An 18,425-nucleotide genomic window follows, 5' to 3' on the forward strand; every position below is an offset into this window, starting at 1 on the left:
ATCTCGTGGCCAGAAAGCAGGGTTGGGCTTTCCCATTTGTCGTTTGGTAGGAATCATTTGCCTGTCCAGTGGTGCCGTTTTAGACGCCTCACTGGGGCGCTTTCGAGGCAAAGGTGGCGATGAGCAGACGTTACTCAGAACGATGCTCGATACACTGAATCGAGGCGATATTGTGCTGGGCGATGCCTACTACGCGACATACTTTTTGCTGTGCGAACTGCGACGTCGCGGGATTGACGGCGTGTTTGAACAATACGGCGCCAGACGGCGCAGTACGGACTTTCGGCTCGGGCAATCGCTTGGGTCGGAGGATCATTTGGTTGAGCTGAAAAAGCCCAAGAAGCGACCTTCTTGGATGAGCCAGGCTTCTTACGAAGAAGCGCCTGAAACACTGACAGTACGTGAACTGAAAACCGATGGAAAAATCCTGGTAACCACTTTGAACTGCCCGCAACAAGTGCCTAAAGCCGGGCTAAAATCATTGTACAAAGACCGTTGGCATGTTGAATTGGATCTGCGCAATATCAAGACAACGCTGGGTCTTGAAACGCTGAGCTGCAAGACGCCTGGCATGGCTGTAAAAGAATTATGGGTGTATCTGCTAGCGCATAATTTGATTCGGATGATCATGGCCCAATCAGCGCTGTTAGCGGATTGTTTGCCACGCGAGCTTAGCTTTAAACATAGCCTCCAATTATGCCTTGCGATGCAGCAGTACGGTGCCGACGAACAAGACGATGGGGTACCGAATTTACTCAGGTTGATCGCCAGGAAACGTGTCGGAAACCGGCCGGGACGGATTGAGCCTCGCGCCATAAAACGAAGGCCCAAGCCTTACCCGATGCTGATGCAGACGCGCTCGACGGCTAGGGCCGAGGTCAGGAGAAATGGACACCCGAAGAAGGTTAAGTAAGTGCCATTCGGGACAGATTTATTTAATAGGTTTTTTACTGCCACCTAAAATAAATTCGTACCATTTTCAGCCCCCTTTTCTGTTCCAAATTCATTCCAACAAATTATAAACAAACAAATAAAATGTATCACATAACTTTTTAACACTCATATCTGCAGAGTCTATTTCCACTACAGCCCATTTATCATTTTTATCAAAACCGACACATCGTCCCTGCATATCATCGCCAAAAATCATGACACCTTCAAATTGCGCCGCAGTCTCCTCATCAAAAATATCACTTGCCTCTATAAGGCCGTTGTAGAGCATGAATCCGACTGTTTCAATTTCCCCACTTCCGAACTCCTGCAAAAACTCTAAGTAATCATCAGGAGCATTTTTCTGCCCTGCCCTTATTGCATTAAGACTCGCATCATCTACAGCAGCCAAGCCATCGAGCAAATGCTCTTCTTTCTTACTCTTTAAAAAAGCTTTAATATCCATCTTCACCCCCTACTTTTTGTCGGAAAAAATCTCTCTGGCCACACCTCCGGCACGGTGTATTCCACCCTGATGCTGATCCGGAAATCTGGCAGGATGCATATTCCACCATTCGTTAGGTCCGCCAAAGCTATTTTCAATAATATGATGTGCGTCAAACGGCTGTCCGGCTTTTCGCGAAATTGTCACCCCGTTTTTTGCGACAACATCCTCCGTGTAGCGCGGCCACACTTGCCCAGTATTTACCTCCCATTGATTTATCAGATCATTTTTTACCTTGTTAAATTCCTTCCTATTGATGTCAGATAACTCTGGAGAAAGCTTGGAGAATTCCTGCTGACGCAGCGTGTTTGCTAAATTTGCTCTCTGCTCATCTGTAACTTTGAAACCCGTTTGCGCCTCGAGATCTTTCAAATAACGCCGAGCCTGACTCGAAAGATCCGTAAATCCTTGTGCCGCTGTATTATCAGGACGTAAAGGATTATCACCGTTAAGCTGGGTTGGCTTTAGATTTGGCGGTTCAATATTGCCCGCGGTCCTACTTACCCAACGCCCACCAATCCACTCAACTGCCTTGCCGCCCACGCCCGCGGTAATTGCCCCCGTGGCTGCATCAAACACAATTCCGCCAAGCTTATCCGGGGTTGCAAAAATCAGCTCGTCGCCGGCCCGCTCGAGGCTCTGTGCTGGTATGGGGCTATTGATCCAATTGACGCCATCCTTACCAGCCTGAAGTAGATTTGCCGGGATGTCTGTCAGATGAGTGATCGTGTCATAGACCTTACTTGGCCAATCTACAGCCCTATCAACAAACCCAGACCCCATCTCGCCAGCGATATATCCCAACTCGTGAGCGGGTTCATAGCCAGTCCAGACTAGCTCGCTTCTATCGATTCCATTCCAATAAGAATCCAAGGCATCCTTGTACTCTCCAGGCGTCATTCCTTCTTGATAGTTGGCTAATTCCACCTGACGAATTTGATCAGCTCGCTCCATATCTCGAGCTTTATCAAGACTGTCCATCGCTTGCGTGATACTTCGCTTACAACCGGCGACGTCTCCTCCACGTGCATTACATCCTTCACGCGCTTTGTCCGCCGCTTCTATCTCCCCATGCAATAGCCAGTTGTACTGAGTAGCGTTGCCCGCCACCCATGCTCCAGTTTGCAAACTCTCACCGTCAGCATCACTGTCCACCGACGCCGCAAGCACACCAATCAACTGCGAGCTCATCACCAGCAAGCTCTTTCTCTTATCCTCCGGCATGCTGGCGTACTGTTTGGCGAGGCTGTCTACCAGGGCTTCGTTCACACCTGCTGCCAACGCACCAGTACGGAAATCGCCGCCAGCAGCTTCAGCTGCCAGCCCGCCCATCAACGCATGCAGCCCAATCTTGGTGATACCGCCGTCGGCGAACCGATTCTTGGAGACATCACCAATCATGTTGAAGCCATAGGCAGCAAATGCATTGGCAAGGCTGCTTTGCAATGCATCCCCGAAGCTGGCTTCTCCTCCCAGCGCTTTAGTCAGGATGGCCGATGTGCCGTTTTGCAGAACCTGATTCGCAGTAAATTGACCAACACCTTGCCAGGTACTCAATGGGCTCGCAGATGTCACTGCGCCCGAGTTAGGCAGCGCAGTAGTAGTGCCTGTCTGCGTGCTGGTCCAGTCGTCGTAGAACCCTGCGGTCAGCCCCGCGGTAACACCCGAGACAACATAGCCCCGCATCGCATCGCTGGAGGTTACGTCCTTGACCACTGCGCCTAAATTGCCACGGTTATTGATTGTGCTGATAGCACCATTGCTGGCCATGCCGGCAAGCACAACGCTGCCCGCAGCATTGGCCCAGCCTGCGGCAGATGTGGCTGTGGCAGCAGCCGTCGCCCCAGCCATCGAGGTACCCGTCCCAGCGGCGGCGATTGCGCCGCTTGCTGCCCCCATCGTGAAGTAGGTAACAATGATCGCTATGACAATTTGCGCGCCGGCGCCCAGGCCGGAATTACTGTATTTGAAGCTGTCGTGCAGCTCTTTGACCTCGCGCCAGTCAACATCGCCACGCTGCTCCATTTGCTTGATCCAGGCGAGGCTTGGGTCCGCCTGGACCATCGCGTCGATGGTCTGGCTTACCGTGTTCTGGTTAACCTGCCTTACATCAATCTTCAAGCCGTCCACGGCCTTGATCGCCAGCTCGCCCTGCGCCACCAACTCACTCTGACGCAATGTCTCGTCGGTATTCCCCTTACCCTTGGCGCTGGTCCACGCCAAGTCACCCTTGCTCTTCTCGTGGCTCTCCTGGTGCAGGTCTTTGACCGCCTCGAAGGTCACTGCGCCGCCACTGGTGATGGCCAGGTCCTTACCACTCTCAAGCTTGGCCCGCTGATACAACTGATCACCGCCACTGACCAGCGACAGATCACCACCAGTCTTGATCTCAGTCCCCACATTCGTGACGTGGGTCACCTCATCACGTTTGGTCTTCTTCGCGCCCCAGCCACCCTTCTCCTTCATGTCGTAAAGGCTGTAGGTGCTGTTCTGCGCCGCCAACAGACTCAACTTATCCCCGCTATACAGATAAGCCTCATTCCCCGCACTGATCCTGCTCGCCACAATCGTGGTATCACGCCCCGCCTGGCTGACAAAATCCCCACCCGCCGTCAGCACGCTCGCCACTTGAGTGGTCTGGTCGTCCGAGGTCTTGATGCGTTTTTTGCCGTCCTTTTCCTTGCCCTCGACGTTGTGCATGTCGCTGACCGAGGCGACGTTGAGGTCGCGGCCGGCAGCGATGGTGAGGTCTTTGCCGGCGGTGGCATTGCTGCCAATGATGTTGACGTCTTGGCCGGCCTGCATGTTGAGGTTGCCGCCCGCCGTGACGCTGGCGGCGAGGTTTTTGACGTCGGTGGTGATGCTGGATTTCTCGCCGCCGTCGCGGCTCTCGTGTTTGACGCTGGTGTCGCTGGCGGCGATGAGGTTGAGGTCGCGGCCGGCGGTTAAGTTAGCGTCCTTGCCAGCGGTGAGGGCGCCTCGGTTGGTGAGGTCGCGGCCGGCGTCGATGGCGAGGTTTTCGCGGGCGACGATGGTGCCGGCGCTGGTGTCGGTGAGGGTGCGCATACCGGCGCCGTCACGCACCTGGATGGCGGTGGTTTCGTTGGTGATGTCGCCTTTGAGCGCCGTAAGGCTGACTTGTTTGCCGCGGATTTCGCCGGCCATGGCGTTGCGGATGCTGTCCTGGGCCAGCAGGTTGAGGTTGTTGCCGGCTTCGACCAGGCCACCGGTGTAGATACTGCCGCTGCTGATGGCGGAGAGGTTGTTGCTGGCGCGCAGGGTGCCGACGTTGATCAGGTCGCCGCCGGTGACCAGGTTGAGGTCGCGGCCCTGGATGAGGCTGTTGCCGCGCACGTTGCGCGAGTCGGCCTGGGCCAGGTACAGCACCGGCACGAGCACGGTCTGGCCGTCGATGACGCGGTTTTCCATCCACACGATGTCGTGGGTCAGGGCGCCGACTTGCTGGTCGGTGAGGGCCACGCCCAGGCTCAGGCGCAGGGCGTCTTTGCTGGCAAGGCCGTTGTCCATCAGGTAGCGGAACTGGTCGGCGTCGCTGTACAGGCCGCCGGCGAGGAAGCGTTGGCCGGTTTGCGCGAGGACGGCGTCGCGGATCAGGCGGGTTTCGTACTGGCCGTCACCGAGGCGGCGCCAGGCATTGTCGGAATTGAAACCGAGTTTGCCGAGCATGTAGTCGGAGCTGAAGAAGCCCGACGTCGAGGTGAATTCGGGGTTGGTCTCGATCAGGTAGTGGCTGGTGGGGTCGGCGTTTTTGACGAACAGGCCGTACTCGCCCTTGGGCAGTTGGAAGGTCGGCGAGCTGGTGGGGTCGACCGGCGCGAAGGCGGTGCCGGTGTAGTCCACCGGTACGAAGCCGCCACCGGGGGCCACGCCCACCACGGGCAGTACGCTGCCGGGCGCCTGGGCGCTCGGGTCGTTGGCGTGTTTGCTCAGGTTGATGTTGATGCCGCCGACGGGGATGCCGGTCTGGTCGTCGCCGAGGGTGCCGGTCAACTGCGCCAGGGTGTTGTTGTGCAGCGTGCCGTTTTGCAGGGTGCGGGCGACGTTGAGGTTGACCGTGCCGCCGGCTTGCAGGGTGGCGTCGTAGCCGGGGCCGCTGTTGTTGGTCCAGGTGGTGACGTCACTTGCGTAGGCGAACGGCAGGCTATTGGGTGAGCGGCTTTTGAGTTCTTCGAAGCGCGCCTTGTCGAAATTCCCGGCCGCCGTGGCCGCATTGAACGCGGGCACGTCGACATATTGCATGCGTTCAAACAAATCGTCGGAGACGTGACCTGGGGTGCCGATGACAAGCTTGCGCTGGCCCGTGCGCGTGGCGGCGCCCTGATTGAGCAGGTCACCGGCAGTAATGCTCAGGTCGCCATTGGCGGCCATCAGGCTGTAGCGGTTCTGCACATTGTCGCCTTGCAGCAACATGTTTTTGCCAGCCACCAGGCGTGCCGCTACCGAGTCCTTGGTCGCCGCCTCAAGGTACGTTTCGTAGATGGTGATCTCGCCGCGTTCCCAGTTGTCGCTCTCGCCGCAGTGCTGGCCACAGATCCAACTCAAGCTGCCGGTGGTCAGCGTTTGCCCGAGTTCGAATGCGTCTTTGGCGTTTTCGATAAAGCCTGCATTGATGCCGATCGAGCCTTCGCTTTCCACGGTGCCGGAACGGTTGCTGAACAGCACGGCACGCCCGCCATCGCGGGCGGCGAAGCTCAGGTTGCCTTTGCTGTAGACATCGCCATAGCTGTTGCTGAAGCCATTGCTGCGCAAGGTCATGTCGCCGCCGCTGAACAGCAGCGTATCGGCAGCATTGGTAATGCCGTTGACCGCCGTGAGGTTCACCGCGCCCTGGGCACCGAGGGTGCCACGGTTGTTGATTTGCGCGGCGGCGATATCCAGTTGCTGGCGGGCGGTGAGGAAGCCGAGGTTGTCCAGAGTGCCGCCTAGGGTCAGGCGGGTATTGTTGGCCGCCAGGCGGCCGCCGTTCTGGCTGAGGTTGTTGGCGGCGACGGTGAGTGTTTGCAGGGCCGAGACGCGGCCGCTGTTGGTGATATCGCCGGTGGTGATGCTGATGTCACCGTCGCTGAGCAGTTCGCCGCCGTTGTCCAGGCTGGCCACGTTGAGGATCAAGCCCTTGGCGCTGGCCATGCGGTCGCCGGCCTTGAGGGCCAGCCCCTGGTCGCTCTTGTAGGTGAGCACGTCGTTGAGTTGCACACGGCCCAGGCCATCGACGTTGCCGAATGCCCAGTCGGCGCTGCCCATGCCCTGGATATTGCCCTGGCTGCCGGAGAGGCTGGCGGTGTTGAGGTGGAACAGGCCGGTGCCGGCGTGTTGCAGCATGCCGTTCTGGTTGTTGACGCTGGCGGCGTCAAGGCTGAAGGCCTGGCTGCCGAATTCGAGGGTGCCGTTCTGGTTGTTCAACGCACCGCTGAGGTTGACGCGGCTGCTGGCGCCGCCCAGGGCACGCAGTTGCCCGTTGGCGCTGTTATCGAGGTTGCCGCCAGTGAGGGCCAGGCCCTGGTTGGCTTCGACCAAACCGCCCTGGTTGGTGAGGGTGTCGCGTGAGGTCAGGTTGATCTGATTGCCGCTGATCTGGCCCGCGCTGTTGTCGAGGGTGGCGCCGCTGACGGTCACTTGTTCTTTGCCGAACAGTTTGCCGCCACGGTTGGCCAGGGCTTCGACGGTCAGTTGCAGGTTGCCGACCAGGCTTGCCATCAGGCCGCCGCTGGCGTTGTCGACGCTGTTGGCGGTGACGGTCAGGCTGTCGCCTTGCACGGTGCCGCCCTGGTTATCCAGGCGGGTGGTATTCAACTCGGTGAGGGCGCCGCCGCTGAGGATCAGGCCCTTGCGGTTGCTCACATCCTGGCCGCTGTAGCTCAGGCCTTCGGCGCCGGCCAGCAGTTGGCCGTTGTCGTTGTTCAGGTGCTGGGCGGCGATGTCCAGGCGCTTGCCGCGCAGGGTGCCGCCGTCGTTGTTGAGGGTGGTGAGTTGCTTGACCAGCACGCTGCGTTCGCCCGCGTCGATCTGGCCGCCGACGTTGGTCAGCAGGTCGCTGACCTTGAGCACCACGTCGCCGCCATCGCTGACCAGCGCGCCTTTGTTGCTGTTGGTGAAGGTCTGCGCGGTGACGTCGACGGTCTGCCCCAGCAGGATGCCGGCGCTGTTGTCGAAGCGCTCGCCTTGCAATTGCAGCAGGCCCTCGCTCTGGATGCGGCCCTGGGCGTTGAGCAACTGACCCGGGCCCTTGAGCAGCAGGCTTACGCCCTGGGCGCCACCGGCGAGCAGGCCGGCGTTGCGATTGTCGAGGCCCGAGGCGCGCACGTCGAGGTGGTCGCCCAACACGCGCCCGGCGCGGTTGTCGATATCGCCGCCGGCCACGTCGAGCAGCAGTTGCTTGCCGACAATCGTGCCGCTCTGGTTATCCAGGTTGGCGGCGTGCAGTTCGATATCGCCCTGCCCGGCCTGCAAGCGGCCCTGGGCGTTGTTGAGCTGTTGCGCGGCGGTGAGGGTGAGCTTGCCGGTGTCGGCGCTCAGTACGCCGCCTGCGTTGCTGCTGAGGGTACCGGCAGTAACGTTCAGATCGGTGCTGGCCTGGGCGAAACCCTGATTGTTGTTGAAGGTGTTGGAAACGGCTAGGTTGAGTGCGCCACCGTCGGCCTGGATCAAGCCCTTGAGGCTGTTGTCGAGTTCGCTGGCATTGACGGTGGCGGTCTTGGCCACCAGCACGCCGTTCTGGTTATTGAGCTTGCCAGCGTTGACCGTCAGGTCGTTGGCGATAACTTGCCCGCCGCTGTTGTTCAGATCGGCACTGGCGAGCACCAGGCTGCCGCCGGCCATTTCGATACGGCCCTGGCGGTTGTCCAGCGATGCGCTGTTGAGCGTGGCGGCCTGGCCTTCGCCGAAGCGGATCAAGCCGCCGAGGTTGACGATGGCCGGCGAGTTGATCGCCAGGCTCTGCTCGCCGAACAGGCGGGCGCTGGCGCCCTGGTTAGTGAGTTTGGCACTGCCGACCTCGACGGTCTTGGCCTGGATGATCGCGCCCTGGTTGGTCAGCGCTTGCGCGGCGGTAATCGCCAGGGCACGGCTGGCCAGCAGGTTGCCGCTGGTGGTGACGGTTTGCGCGTTCACCACCAGATCGCCGGTGGTGTTGCGGCTGTTATCGGCGGCGACGCCGGCTTCGATGATGCCGGGGTTGTTTACGCTGGCCGCGTTGATCTCGATGCGCTGGCCGGCGGCGATGCTCTTGCGGTTGACCAGCGCCTGGGCACTGGTGACCTGCACATTGCCGTTGGCGTAGACCTTGTCGGTGAGGTCGATGTTTTGCGCGGTGACTTTGACGTTACCGGTCGCTGCCGCCTGCGCCATGCTCAGGCGCCCGTTGGCGTCGAGCTGAATATCGCCGCCACTGGCGGCCAGGGTGCCGTCGAGCTTCACGCCCACACCGGCTTCAGTGCCCACCAGTTTGATCGCGCCGGCATACATGCCACCCAGGGCTGAGGAGTCGATCGCCAGCTCGGGCTTGGCGCTGCCGTCATCGGCGCGGGCGGTGGTTTTCAGGCTTTGCGCATCGACCTCGTTGCGCCCGGCGATCACGTTGAGTTCGCGGGCGTTGATTTGTGCGTTGATCTTGGCCGAGCGGGTAATGATGTCGAAGCGTTCGACGTTGCTGGCGTTCAAGCCCTGGCCGTCGATGGTCACGGCGCCGCCGTCCACTTCATAGCGCTGCAACTGGCCGCTTGCGTCGAGCACCGGTTTGCCGGTGGTGAGGGTGACGTTGGGGGTGTTGATAAAGCCGCAACCGCTGCACGTCACGCCGTACGGGTTGGCCACGATGACCTTGGCCGACTGCCCCGCCACTTCGGTGTAGCCGCGCAACTGGCTGGGGCTGCCGCCGTTGACTTCGTTGAGGATGACGTTCGCCGCGCCGCCCTTGAGGTTGGGGTTGCCGACAATGATCCCGCCCAGTTGGGTGTTGACCATGGCGCCGTTGCCGTTGTTGAGGATCACGCCGTTGGGCCCGACGTTGTAGTCCTTGAACTGGTTATGAGACAAGCCCGCGCCATTGGGGGTGGCGATGTTCACCACCGGCACGCCATTGCCCGCCGCGCCTACGGTGGTGCCCGGCGCACTGACCACAATGCCCTCGGCCTGGGCCAGCAGCGGCTGCCAGAACAATGCGTTGGCGAGGATCAACGCCAGCCCGCGCTTGGGCAGGCCGAAGAACGCGTCCCGGCGCTTCAGGGCGGCAGAAGGTTGGCGGGCCAGGAAGGCGAATTGGCGAACATCCATTGTCAGGCTCTCATGCAGCGGGGCGTTGAATTACAGGAAAAAATCCATGCGGAAGTAGATCGGCGCTTCGCGCTCGGTGACTACACCGGGTCTTTCTAACGAATGAGCAAAGGTCACGCTGGTGCTCACGTGTTTGCCACGGGCGAACAGCTCCAGGGAGTTGCTGGACACCCGGCCATGAACGTTGTCGTTGTAGCGGTCGTTGCGGATCACGCCCTGGTCGTAGCCAACGCTGGCGCCGTATTCGAAGAAGGCCGGGCGCATCCAGTCGAGGGTCACCGGGCGTGCCCAGCGCACTTCGTTGCGCCAGTAGCCGCCGCTGTCGCCGGTCAGCAATTGGTCCTTGAAACCGCGCACCGAGGCCGAGCCGCCGAGGCTCATGCGTTGCGGCGAAAACAGCGGGTCTTCACTGCGCTGCCCGGTGGCCAGGCTGCTGAAGCTGAACGACTCGCCCCACAGGCTGAACGGTTGCAGGTAGCTGACCGTGGCGGTGTATTTGCGGTAGCGCGAGTTCGGTTGGCGACGGCCCGCAGGGTCACGCTCGTCTTGGGCCTGGGCGTCGAGCAGGCCGATGCCGCTTTGCATGCCCAGGTCCAGGTTGACGAAGGCACTGCCAATGCGCCGCCCGTGGTTGACGCCCAGTTGCAGTTCGCTGAGGCGGTTGCTGCTGGGTGCGGTGCGCACGTCGAGGATGTAGTTGTTGGTGCGCAGGTGCGCCAGGCCGACGTTGACCGAGGTCTTGCTGACGTCGTCGCGATGGATCACCCGCTCGGCGCGCAGTTGGTGGTTCTGGTTGTCGCCGTCCTGCTTGTATTTGAAGCCGTCGGCGATGCCGTAGGTGCGGTAGTCGCTCTCGCTGTAGGTGTAGCTGAAGTTCCACCAGCCCCAGGGCACGTTGTAGTAGAGCATGGTGTTCTTCGAGGTTTTCTGGTGGTCGCTGATGGCGTCGTGGCCGCCGCGCAGCATCAGTTGGTCGCCCAGGCCGAGTGGGCTGTCCCACTCCAGGCCAGCGCCCCATTGCTGTTCGCCGGTGCTTTTCTGCCCGTCGTTGTTGCGCGACAGGCTGGCGCGCCAGGGCTTTTGCGCGGAGTTCTTGACCACCACGTCGCTACCGCCGATCTGCTTGCCGGGGGTGAGCTCCATCTGTGCTTGTTTGGACGGCAGGCGGTTGAGCTGGTCCACCAATTGCTCGATTTCACGCAGGTTCAGCGCTTCACCGACCTTGCCGGGAAAGGCCATGGCCAGTTCGCGGTCGGTCACTGTGCTGCCTTCGGCGCTGCGCAAGGCTTCGAGTTTGCCTTCCACCACCAGCACTTGCAGGTGGCCGGTGGAAAGGTCCTGTTGCGGCAGGTAGGCACGGCTGGTAACGCGGCCTTTGCCGAGGTAGTAGTCGGTGATGGTTTTGAGCAAATCGTTAAGCTGCGACACGCCCAGGCATTGGCCGATGTAGGGCTTGAGCAGGCGCTCGCGCTCGGGCGCCGGCAGGCTGTCGGCGCCTTTGAGTTCGATGGTTTTGATCGGGAAGCACCGAGTGTCGGCAGGGCTTGCCGGGGCTTGGGGCTTTTCCGCTTTGCCGGGCAGGTCCTGGAGTTCCTGCAGACGCCGCTGTTGCTCTTCAAGCAAGCGATTCTGCCGGTCGCGGATCAAGTCCTGATCGCCAGGCGTGGGGGCGGCGGATGCACTGTTCAGGCTCAGGCAGGTGAGCAGGAACGTGCAGAGAAGAAACCGAGTCCGTGGCAATAACGAAGACATGTTCGATCCATCGAAAATCAAGGGCCGCGAAACTAACATCGAACTTCCAGCTAGCCTAGAAACGGGCGAAGTTGGGCCGTTCGCTGAAATAGTCTTCAAGCTATTGATTAATAGAGATAAATTTTCATCAAAAGGGCCAAGCCTTTTCACCGGAAGTGATTATTCCGACAAGTGGCAGCGATTTTGATGGCAATTCGACGAAGGGTTTTTTGATTGCCATTATTTAGCCATCAAGTTTCGTCGAGTTAGGTTAGTACCGAGGAAAGGAGAAAAGTTCGCGGGGGTTTTGTGAATTGGATCCCATTTATCGGAATTCCAAGGAGAGGGTTGAACCACTGCAATCTAAAGGATGGGAAATAACCAATGTGGGAGCAAGCCCCCTCCCACATTGTGTACTCGCAGCATTGAGGATGTCAGCCAATGCCCTTGTCTTTGTCGGCCCCGGGCACCAGGGCCAGGCCAGGGCGTTCGACATCGCGGGAGACGTGGGACTTCACTTCTTCGACGCCGCCCTCTTCATCGTTGTGGATCACCAGTACGCCAGGGCGGCGCAGTTGTTCCAGGTCGCCATCGCCCAGGTTGAAGCTTTCACTCAGGTGCTTGTCACTCAGGGCATTGGCCTCTGCGCGGCGCTGGGCAAACTGGCGGCCGCGGCGCTGTTGATAGCGCGCCCAGCCGATCAGGATCAACGCGTTGAACAAGGCGATCCACAGGTAGATCTGCAAGGTGTTGAGCGCGGCAAAGATCGGCGCCTCGATGCGTGGGCCGCCATGGGTCTCGAGCATGGCGCCGATGCCACGTGCCAGCAGCCAGACCAGCCCGCCCCAGGCCAGCAGGGTCAGCAACACATCGATGATCCACATCACAGGGCTCTGGCGAGTTCTGACCAGTTTCATGCTCACGCCTCCTCTCCGGCAGGTTTAATTCCGCGATCCGGGCTGACCCAGCGTGCGCGCTTCTGATGCTGGTTGAACAACACCTTGGGAAAGCTCACCAGCGTGGTGAACAGGCTCACCAGCCAGAACACCATCGGGTACCACACGGTCCAGAACAGGGTTTTCCACAGGTCTTTTTCGTAGCGCCGGTCAATCAGGATGCTGACCGCAAACTGCAGCAGGCACACCATCGCCAGCACCAGGCCGGTAAACGCGGGTGGCACCAACGAGTCCACGGTAATCGCCGCCGGCAGCGTGACGAATTTACCCACGGCCCAGAAGATCACCGACAGCAGGAAGGTGAAGGCCCAACCGGTGGACAGGCAGTATTCGAACAGCAGCGGCCACAGGTAGCGATGGCGCCATTGCCAGATGCCGCGAATATTCTTGAACAGCACTTCGGCGCCGCCCTGGGCCCAGCGCAGGCGCTGTTTCCACAGGCCGCCGACGGTCTCGGGCATGAGGATCCAGCACAGGGCACGCGGCTCGTAGAAGATCGACCAATGATCCAGTTGCAGCTTCCAACTGACATCGATGTCTTCGGTGATCATGTCGGTGCTCCAGTAGTCGATGCGGTCCAGCGCCTTCTTGCGAAACGCCACCACCACACCCGAGACCGTGAAGATCCGTCCGAACCCCCGCTGGGTGCGCTTGATCAAGCCGATGATCGAGGAGAACTCGCCGACTTGAACCCGCCCGATCAGGGTGGAGCGGGTACGGATGCGCGGGTTGCCGGTGACGGCGCCCAGGCGCGGGTTGTCGAGCATCGGCGCGACCATGTAGGCCGCCGCGTTCTTGTCGAGCAACGCATCGCCGTCTATGCACACCAGGTATTCGCTGCGGGCGGCCACCGCCCCCATGCGCAGGGCCACGGCCTTGCCCTGGTTCTGCGCCAGGTGCAGCACGCGCAGGCGTGGGTGTTGCAGTGCCAGGGCATCGAGTACCGCTGCGGTGTTGTCGCTGGAGCCGTCGTTGACCGCGATCACTTCGATGTTTGTGTACACCTGGGCCAATGCGGCCGCCATGGTGTCAGCGACGTTATCGCCTTCGTTGTAGCAAGGGATGATGATCGAAATCAGCGGGTTACCGGCCAGGGTCGGCGCCGGGGTGTCTTCCTCCCACGGCCAATGGCGCTCCCAGTGCAGCCAGAAGTACAGGCCGCCGGCGATCCACAGCGCCGACATGAACAGCGGGTAGAAGAACACGAAGTCCATCAGGAACTGCCCGGTGATCAGGAAGATCAGGCCCAGAGGCAAGCCCAATACCAGCGCCAACACGAATAGAGCCAGGATTCTGTCGAACATGATCAAGGATTCCATTGGTTGGAGAGGGCCGGACGTATCGTCTTCAAGTCCGGGGAGTTTTCCAGGAAGTTGTCCGGGTAGTAGCCGAAACTGGTGACGCCCTGGCGTTTGAGTACACCCATCCACTCTGCCAATTGCTCAGCGCTGATATCCGGCGCGGCTTGGGTGCGCCAGTCTTTGGCTTGCAGTTCGAAGACGGTCTTTTCAAGTGCGCCGGGGCGTGCCTTGACCGTGGCCACCAGCTTTTCCAGCCAGGCATTGGAGTCTTTCAGCGACTGGCCTTCCATCAGCGGCATGGCCATGGGCGCCGTCCAGTCGTAGGTCTTGAGGAAGTCATCGAGGTTCTGCGCAAACCAGGCTTCGCTGCCGGGGTTGAGCATCGGCTCGGCGAAGATATTGCGAGCGGTGAGGATCTGCGGGCCGCGAATGGCGCGCACCTTCACGGTCAGCTCGTTGGTGAAATCGGTCAGGTAGCGGCTCTTGAAGCGAGTCCAACGCTGCATCACCGCAGGGTCGGCACGCAACGCAGCGATATTGTCCGGCAAGCCCTGGGCAGCATAGGCCTTGAGTGCGGCGGGGCTGGCGTCTTCAAAGTCGCTTAGCAGCGCATCGTCGTGATACAGCACGCCGTCGATGGCACTGTTGCTGGTACGCGCCAGGTCTTCGTAGATCTCGCCGATGAGCTGCCGTACTTTGGGATCAAAGGGCGACAGGCGATTGTATTGATCCGGATCGGTAGCAACCTTGCCGGTCTGCGGGTCCCAGCGGGTCACGCGTGGCAGCTTGGCGTCGAGGGCAAAACTGAGCACCGGCATCCACGCAAACACGCTGGCGTGGGCACGGGTATGCAACTGCCAGGAAACGCGGTTGAACAGGTCGGCGCGCATCGGCAGGTGGCGGTTGGGGAAGTACACCGAATGCACCAGGCCATCACCCTTGGGGTCGGCGTAGGCTTGCAGGAACACCGTGACGGCGCCCATGTCCACTACGCGCTGCACCAGCACATCGAGGTTGTGCGCCTGTTGAACCGGGTCGGGGTCATAGACGTGATCCAGGTCCACATGCACGACGCGCAACGGAGCCTTGGCCTGAACCGAAACCATGCTGCTGGCGAAGTGTTCCCCATCCGGGTCGGAGGCCACCAAAAAGCGCGGGCTGTTCATCAGCTTGTTGGAATCATCCAACCCGTCGTCCAGCGTAAGCGCCATCTCATAGCCGTGTTCACCGACCACCGCCAGGGTGGTGCCATCGGCCGCGCCATACGGCCATACCCATACCCGGGGAGCCTTGCCAGTGACGGTACGAATTTTATTGGAAATGGCTGCTACGTCAGTACGCATCCGCGCCTGGAACTGCGCTTCGGTTTCATAGCGACCGGTCGCCGGATCATAGCGGCGCGTGGTGGCCGCCGGTTCGAGGTTGCCCTGGGGATTGGCGAGTATGCCTTTGTGATTGGCGTCGGTATGGGCGGCGATTTCCACCAGGCCCGATCGGGACACTTCGCGAATCTGCTGCCAGGTCAGGAAGTCGCCCCGTGGGCGCGGTGTACCGGCGAAGTCCACCGGCTGGTTCAGCGGCGTGTCGATCCAACTGCCCACCGGCGCCAGCACGGCCGGCCAATTGTAGGCCCGCAAGATCGGCATCACGCGGGTGTAGAAGCTGGAATAGCCGTCATCGAAGCTGAGCATCACGGCCTTGGGCGGCAGTGTCGGCCCGCCCCGGCGCGCAGCAAGGACTTGATCCACGCTGACCGCCTGGTAACCGTTCTCGCGCAGCCAGGCCAATTGCTCGATCAAGCGCTCGGTACGCACCGCCACCACGGCCTGGTCAGGGTCGTTGTCCGAGACGTCGTGGTAGGCAATGCCCAGGAAATGGTTCTTCGGCCACGGCGCTTCGCTGGCCAGTGTCGGCCGCTCGGCAGGTGGAACGAATGGCGCGGGTTGCTGGGCGCATGCGGCGGCCAGCATTACACCCAGGACCAGAAAAAAACGGCTGAGGAGGGTCATGGTCGGGCTCTTCTAGAAACGGTAAGTGAGGTCCAGGAGCAGGCGCAAATCGCGTTCGCGCTCGCCGTCGTAAGGTCGGCTGACCAGGCTCAGGTTGGCGCCGGCTTCCAGCACGTCATTCCAGCGAAAGCGTTGGCCGTACCCGATCAAGCCGACGCCGCCGGTGGAGTAATCCTTTTGGCTATAGGTACCCGCACCGAGCTGGAACTGCTGACTCCACTGGGTTTCGTAGCGGTGATAAAGCACATGGTTGACGTTGACGGTGGGCAACACACTGAAGTCGGACTTGGGGTTGAAGTAGATCGTGTCTTCCTTGCTGTTGCGGCTGGCACCGACTTCCAGGCCCAGCTCTACTTGCACTTTGGGCGAGCTGTAGATGCCTTCGCGACCGGTGAGCAAGGCTTCGACGCGGTCGTTGCCATCGCTGAAATGCGACGGGCTGACGGCCAGTTTCCACTCGCGGCTTTCGTTGGCGCGCCAGCGGATAAAACCGCTGCCGCCGTTGGCCGTGACACCTTCATTCAACGCCCGTAACGGTGTGGTGTTAAGTAGGTAGCCAAGGCTGCCGCCGTACTGCCAGTGGTCGTTGATGTCGCGGGCGATCGACACGCTCGCGCCTTGTTTGGCGCCATCGCCATAGGAATGGTTGGACACTTCGGCTTCGATGGTCATATCGCGGGTGCGCCGCTCCACGCCCACACGCTGCCAACGGTGATGGCCGGTACCTTCGGCGAAATCGGCAGTGCCATAACCGACACCGGCGAACAGGCGCCAGTCCTCGTCGATGGGTGGGGTGTAGATCACGCTTTCTATGCCCCAGTCACGGCTACCCGACACGGCGCCGGCCTCTTGGTTGTTGCCGCCTCCGAAGCTTTTACCGGTGTAGGCTTCCACCCGCACTTCGGCCATGTCGTGCACGTCGCGCAGGCGTTTGAGGCGCTGTACCTGGCGGTTGTCCGGGTTACGGGCGACGACGTCATCGGTGAGCAGGTCGAGTTGCCGCCATTCCTGCAAGTCCAAGGCCGTGAAGCCTTGGGACATTTCCACCCCGATGTCACGAGGGCTCTGGTTTTCGGTCTCCTTGAGGGAGTCTTCAGCGCGTCTGGGCCATTCACGGGCACGGTACATTTCTGCCTGTGCCAAACGTACACCGATGCTGCCGGGAGCTTTGCTCCCCAGGTCTTCCAGCGCTTGTTCGCTGGCATTCAGGTCGGCGCCATAGGTACCGGCCTGGGCCGCCAATTGCTGGGCGTCCATCCATTCGTCGTTAGGGTTGCCGATAGGCAAACCCTTGAGTTCAACCCGAGGTTTCTCGGTGCTGGCCAGCTGTGTGGCGACCGCACGCGCCTCATCCACCTGATCGTTTTCCAACAAGGCGTAGAACAGGGCGGTGCTGTCTTTGACATGATCACCGACGTCGGCATCCGCTGCAGTCAGCGCCTGGCGATACAGCGGCGCGGCTTTTTCCGGCAGGCGCTGGTCGAGGTAGGATGCGGCGACCCAGCGCACGGCGTAGGTCGGCAACTGCACGCCTTGGGCGGTGAGCACTTCGTATTCGCGAATCACCTCAGCGGTGCGTGCACGGGCCTTGAGTGCCCCAAGCCGGTCGATACGCCAGCGCACGACGTCGTCGTGGGCAGTGGCGTCCGGAGCCCAGCGGCTGATCAGCTTGTCGTAATCCTGCAGGGCGCGATCGGCGATGACGTAGCGTTCTTTTTCGGTACGCGTAGCGAACTCGGCCATGCGCACGCGCTCGGCGGCAAGGTCGCCTTCCAGGCGGCGCTGGGTGACCGCGTCCACCAGGCCCGGGCGCTTGGCCGACAGGCGCAGGGCGGCTTCGGGCAAGCGAGCCTTTTGCAGGGCGACGATGTATTCACGGGCCACTTCCGGTTTGTCGCCGGCACGGATAAAGGCTTGGTCGAACTCGAACAAGGCGTCGTAATTCAAGCCGGCGCGTGTCAGCGCATAACCCAGGGCCATGCGGCGGTTCGGGTCATTGGGTTGCGCCGCCACCATCGTGCGCAAGCGTTGCACCGCTTCGTTGGCCTTGCCGCCATCGGCCTGGGTCAGGGCCTGGCCCAGTTGCAAGTCGACGTTATTCGGTTCACGCAGCAGAGCCTGGCGATAGACCGCTTCGGCCTGAGCCCATTGTTTTTGATTGCGATAGGTGCGCGCCACCGTGGCAAGTGCCTGGGTGGTGAGGTTGCGGTGCTTGCCTTGTGCTTCGTACACCTTGAGCACTTCGTCGTCTTGCCCGGCCCAACCGGCAATCACCAGGTGGTCACTGACCTGGCCTGGGGTTTGGCGTTCGGCAGACAGTTGGCGCAGTTGCGTCAACGCCGGCGTGAAGTGACCGTTGCGGGCCTGGATGATCAGGGCATCGTAGGCGGGATCGGCAAACACGAGGCCAGGAACCAGCAATTGGCTGCACAGGGCGGCCCCGATAAGCAGACGCAACCGGCCTGAAGCACTGTAGGGGAGGTTTCGCAGCATATCGTGAGCTTCCTTACACACGGAAAGCCCTAACGATAGATGGTCCTGAGCAAAACGCATCAGGGTGTCGGCGTCTCGGGACCCGACCTAGCTTTCCTGTAAGAACTATCTCTTAGCGAAGTAGGGGGAAGTACAATTCAGAACAATTGTTCAGAATTGTGCGATCGCGATTTTTTGCCCTCAAACAAAACGAATGTGGGAGCCGGGTTTG

At 60.6% G+C, this 18,425-nt stretch carries 8 protein-coding genes; 1 reads left to right on the forward strand and 7 read right to left on the reverse strand.

Annotated features, from left to right (window positions below):
• Positions 1–913 (forward strand): IS4 family transposase (locus tag E4O98_RS11620; protein WP_248135089.1); only part of this gene is annotated, 913 nt, incomplete at its 5' end.
• Positions 914–1,003: 90 nt separating this feature from the next.
• Here E4O98_RS11620 and E4O98_RS11625 read toward each other — a convergent pair.
• The 7 genes from E4O98_RS11625 to pgaA all read right to left on the reverse strand — a co-directional run bounded on the left by E4O98_RS11625 (position 1,004) and on the right by pgaA (position 18,214).
• A complete protein-coding gene (locus tag E4O98_RS11625) occupies positions 1,004–1,396 on the reverse strand; it encodes an SMI1/KNR4 family protein (RefSeq protein WP_177464438.1) in 393 nt (130 codons plus the stop codon).
• A 9-nt stretch (positions 1,397–1,405) separates the two neighbouring features.
• Positions 1,406–9,724 carry a DUF637 domain-containing protein gene (locus E4O98_RS11630; RefSeq protein WP_248135092.1) on the reverse strand — a complete coding sequence of 2,773 codons (8,319 nt, stop codon included), beginning with the start codon at positions 9,722–9,724 and terminating at the stop codon, positions 1,406–1,408.
• 30 nt (positions 9,725–9,754) lie between these two features.
• On the reverse strand, positions 9,755–11,476 hold the full coding sequence (locus E4O98_RS11635; RefSeq protein ID WP_248135094.1) for a ShlB/FhaC/HecB family hemolysin secretion/activation protein: 1,722 nt from the start codon (positions 11,474–11,476) through the stop codon (positions 9,755–9,757).
• A gap of 413 nt (positions 11,477–11,889) precedes the next feature.
• Positions 11,890–12,372: a poly-beta-1,6-N-acetyl-D-glucosamine biosynthesis protein PgaD gene (pgaD, locus tag E4O98_RS11640; protein WP_032878490.1), complete on the reverse strand. Its 483-nt coding sequence runs from the start codon at positions 12,370–12,372 to the stop codon at positions 11,890–11,892.
• A gap of 2 nt (positions 12,373–12,374) precedes the next feature.
• Positions 12,375–13,715: a poly-beta-1,6-N-acetyl-D-glucosamine synthase gene (gene pgaC / locus E4O98_RS11645; RefSeq protein WP_248135107.1), complete on the reverse strand. Its 1,341-nt coding sequence runs from the start codon at positions 13,713–13,715 to the stop codon at positions 12,375–12,377.
• Positions 13,716–13,717: 2 nt separating this feature from the next.
• Positions 13,718–15,721, reverse strand: coding sequence for a poly-beta-1,6-N-acetyl-D-glucosamine N-deacetylase PgaB (pgaB, locus tag E4O98_RS11650; protein ID WP_248135110.1), 2,004 nt, complete (start codon positions 15,719–15,721; stop codon positions 13,718–13,720).
• Positions 15,722–15,733: 12 nt separating this feature from the next.
• Positions 15,734–18,214: a poly-beta-1,6 N-acetyl-D-glucosamine export porin PgaA gene (gene pgaA / locus E4O98_RS11655; protein WP_248135113.1), complete on the reverse strand. Its 2,481-nt coding sequence runs from the start codon at positions 18,212–18,214 to the stop codon at positions 15,734–15,736.
• Positions 18,215–18,425 lie beyond the last annotated feature (211 nt).

This window comes from Pseudomonas sp. W2Jun17 (genome assembly GCF_023127795.1).
Classification (GTDB): Bacteria; Pseudomonadota; Gammaproteobacteria; order Pseudomonadales; family Pseudomonadaceae; genus Aquipseudomonas; species Aquipseudomonas synxantha_A.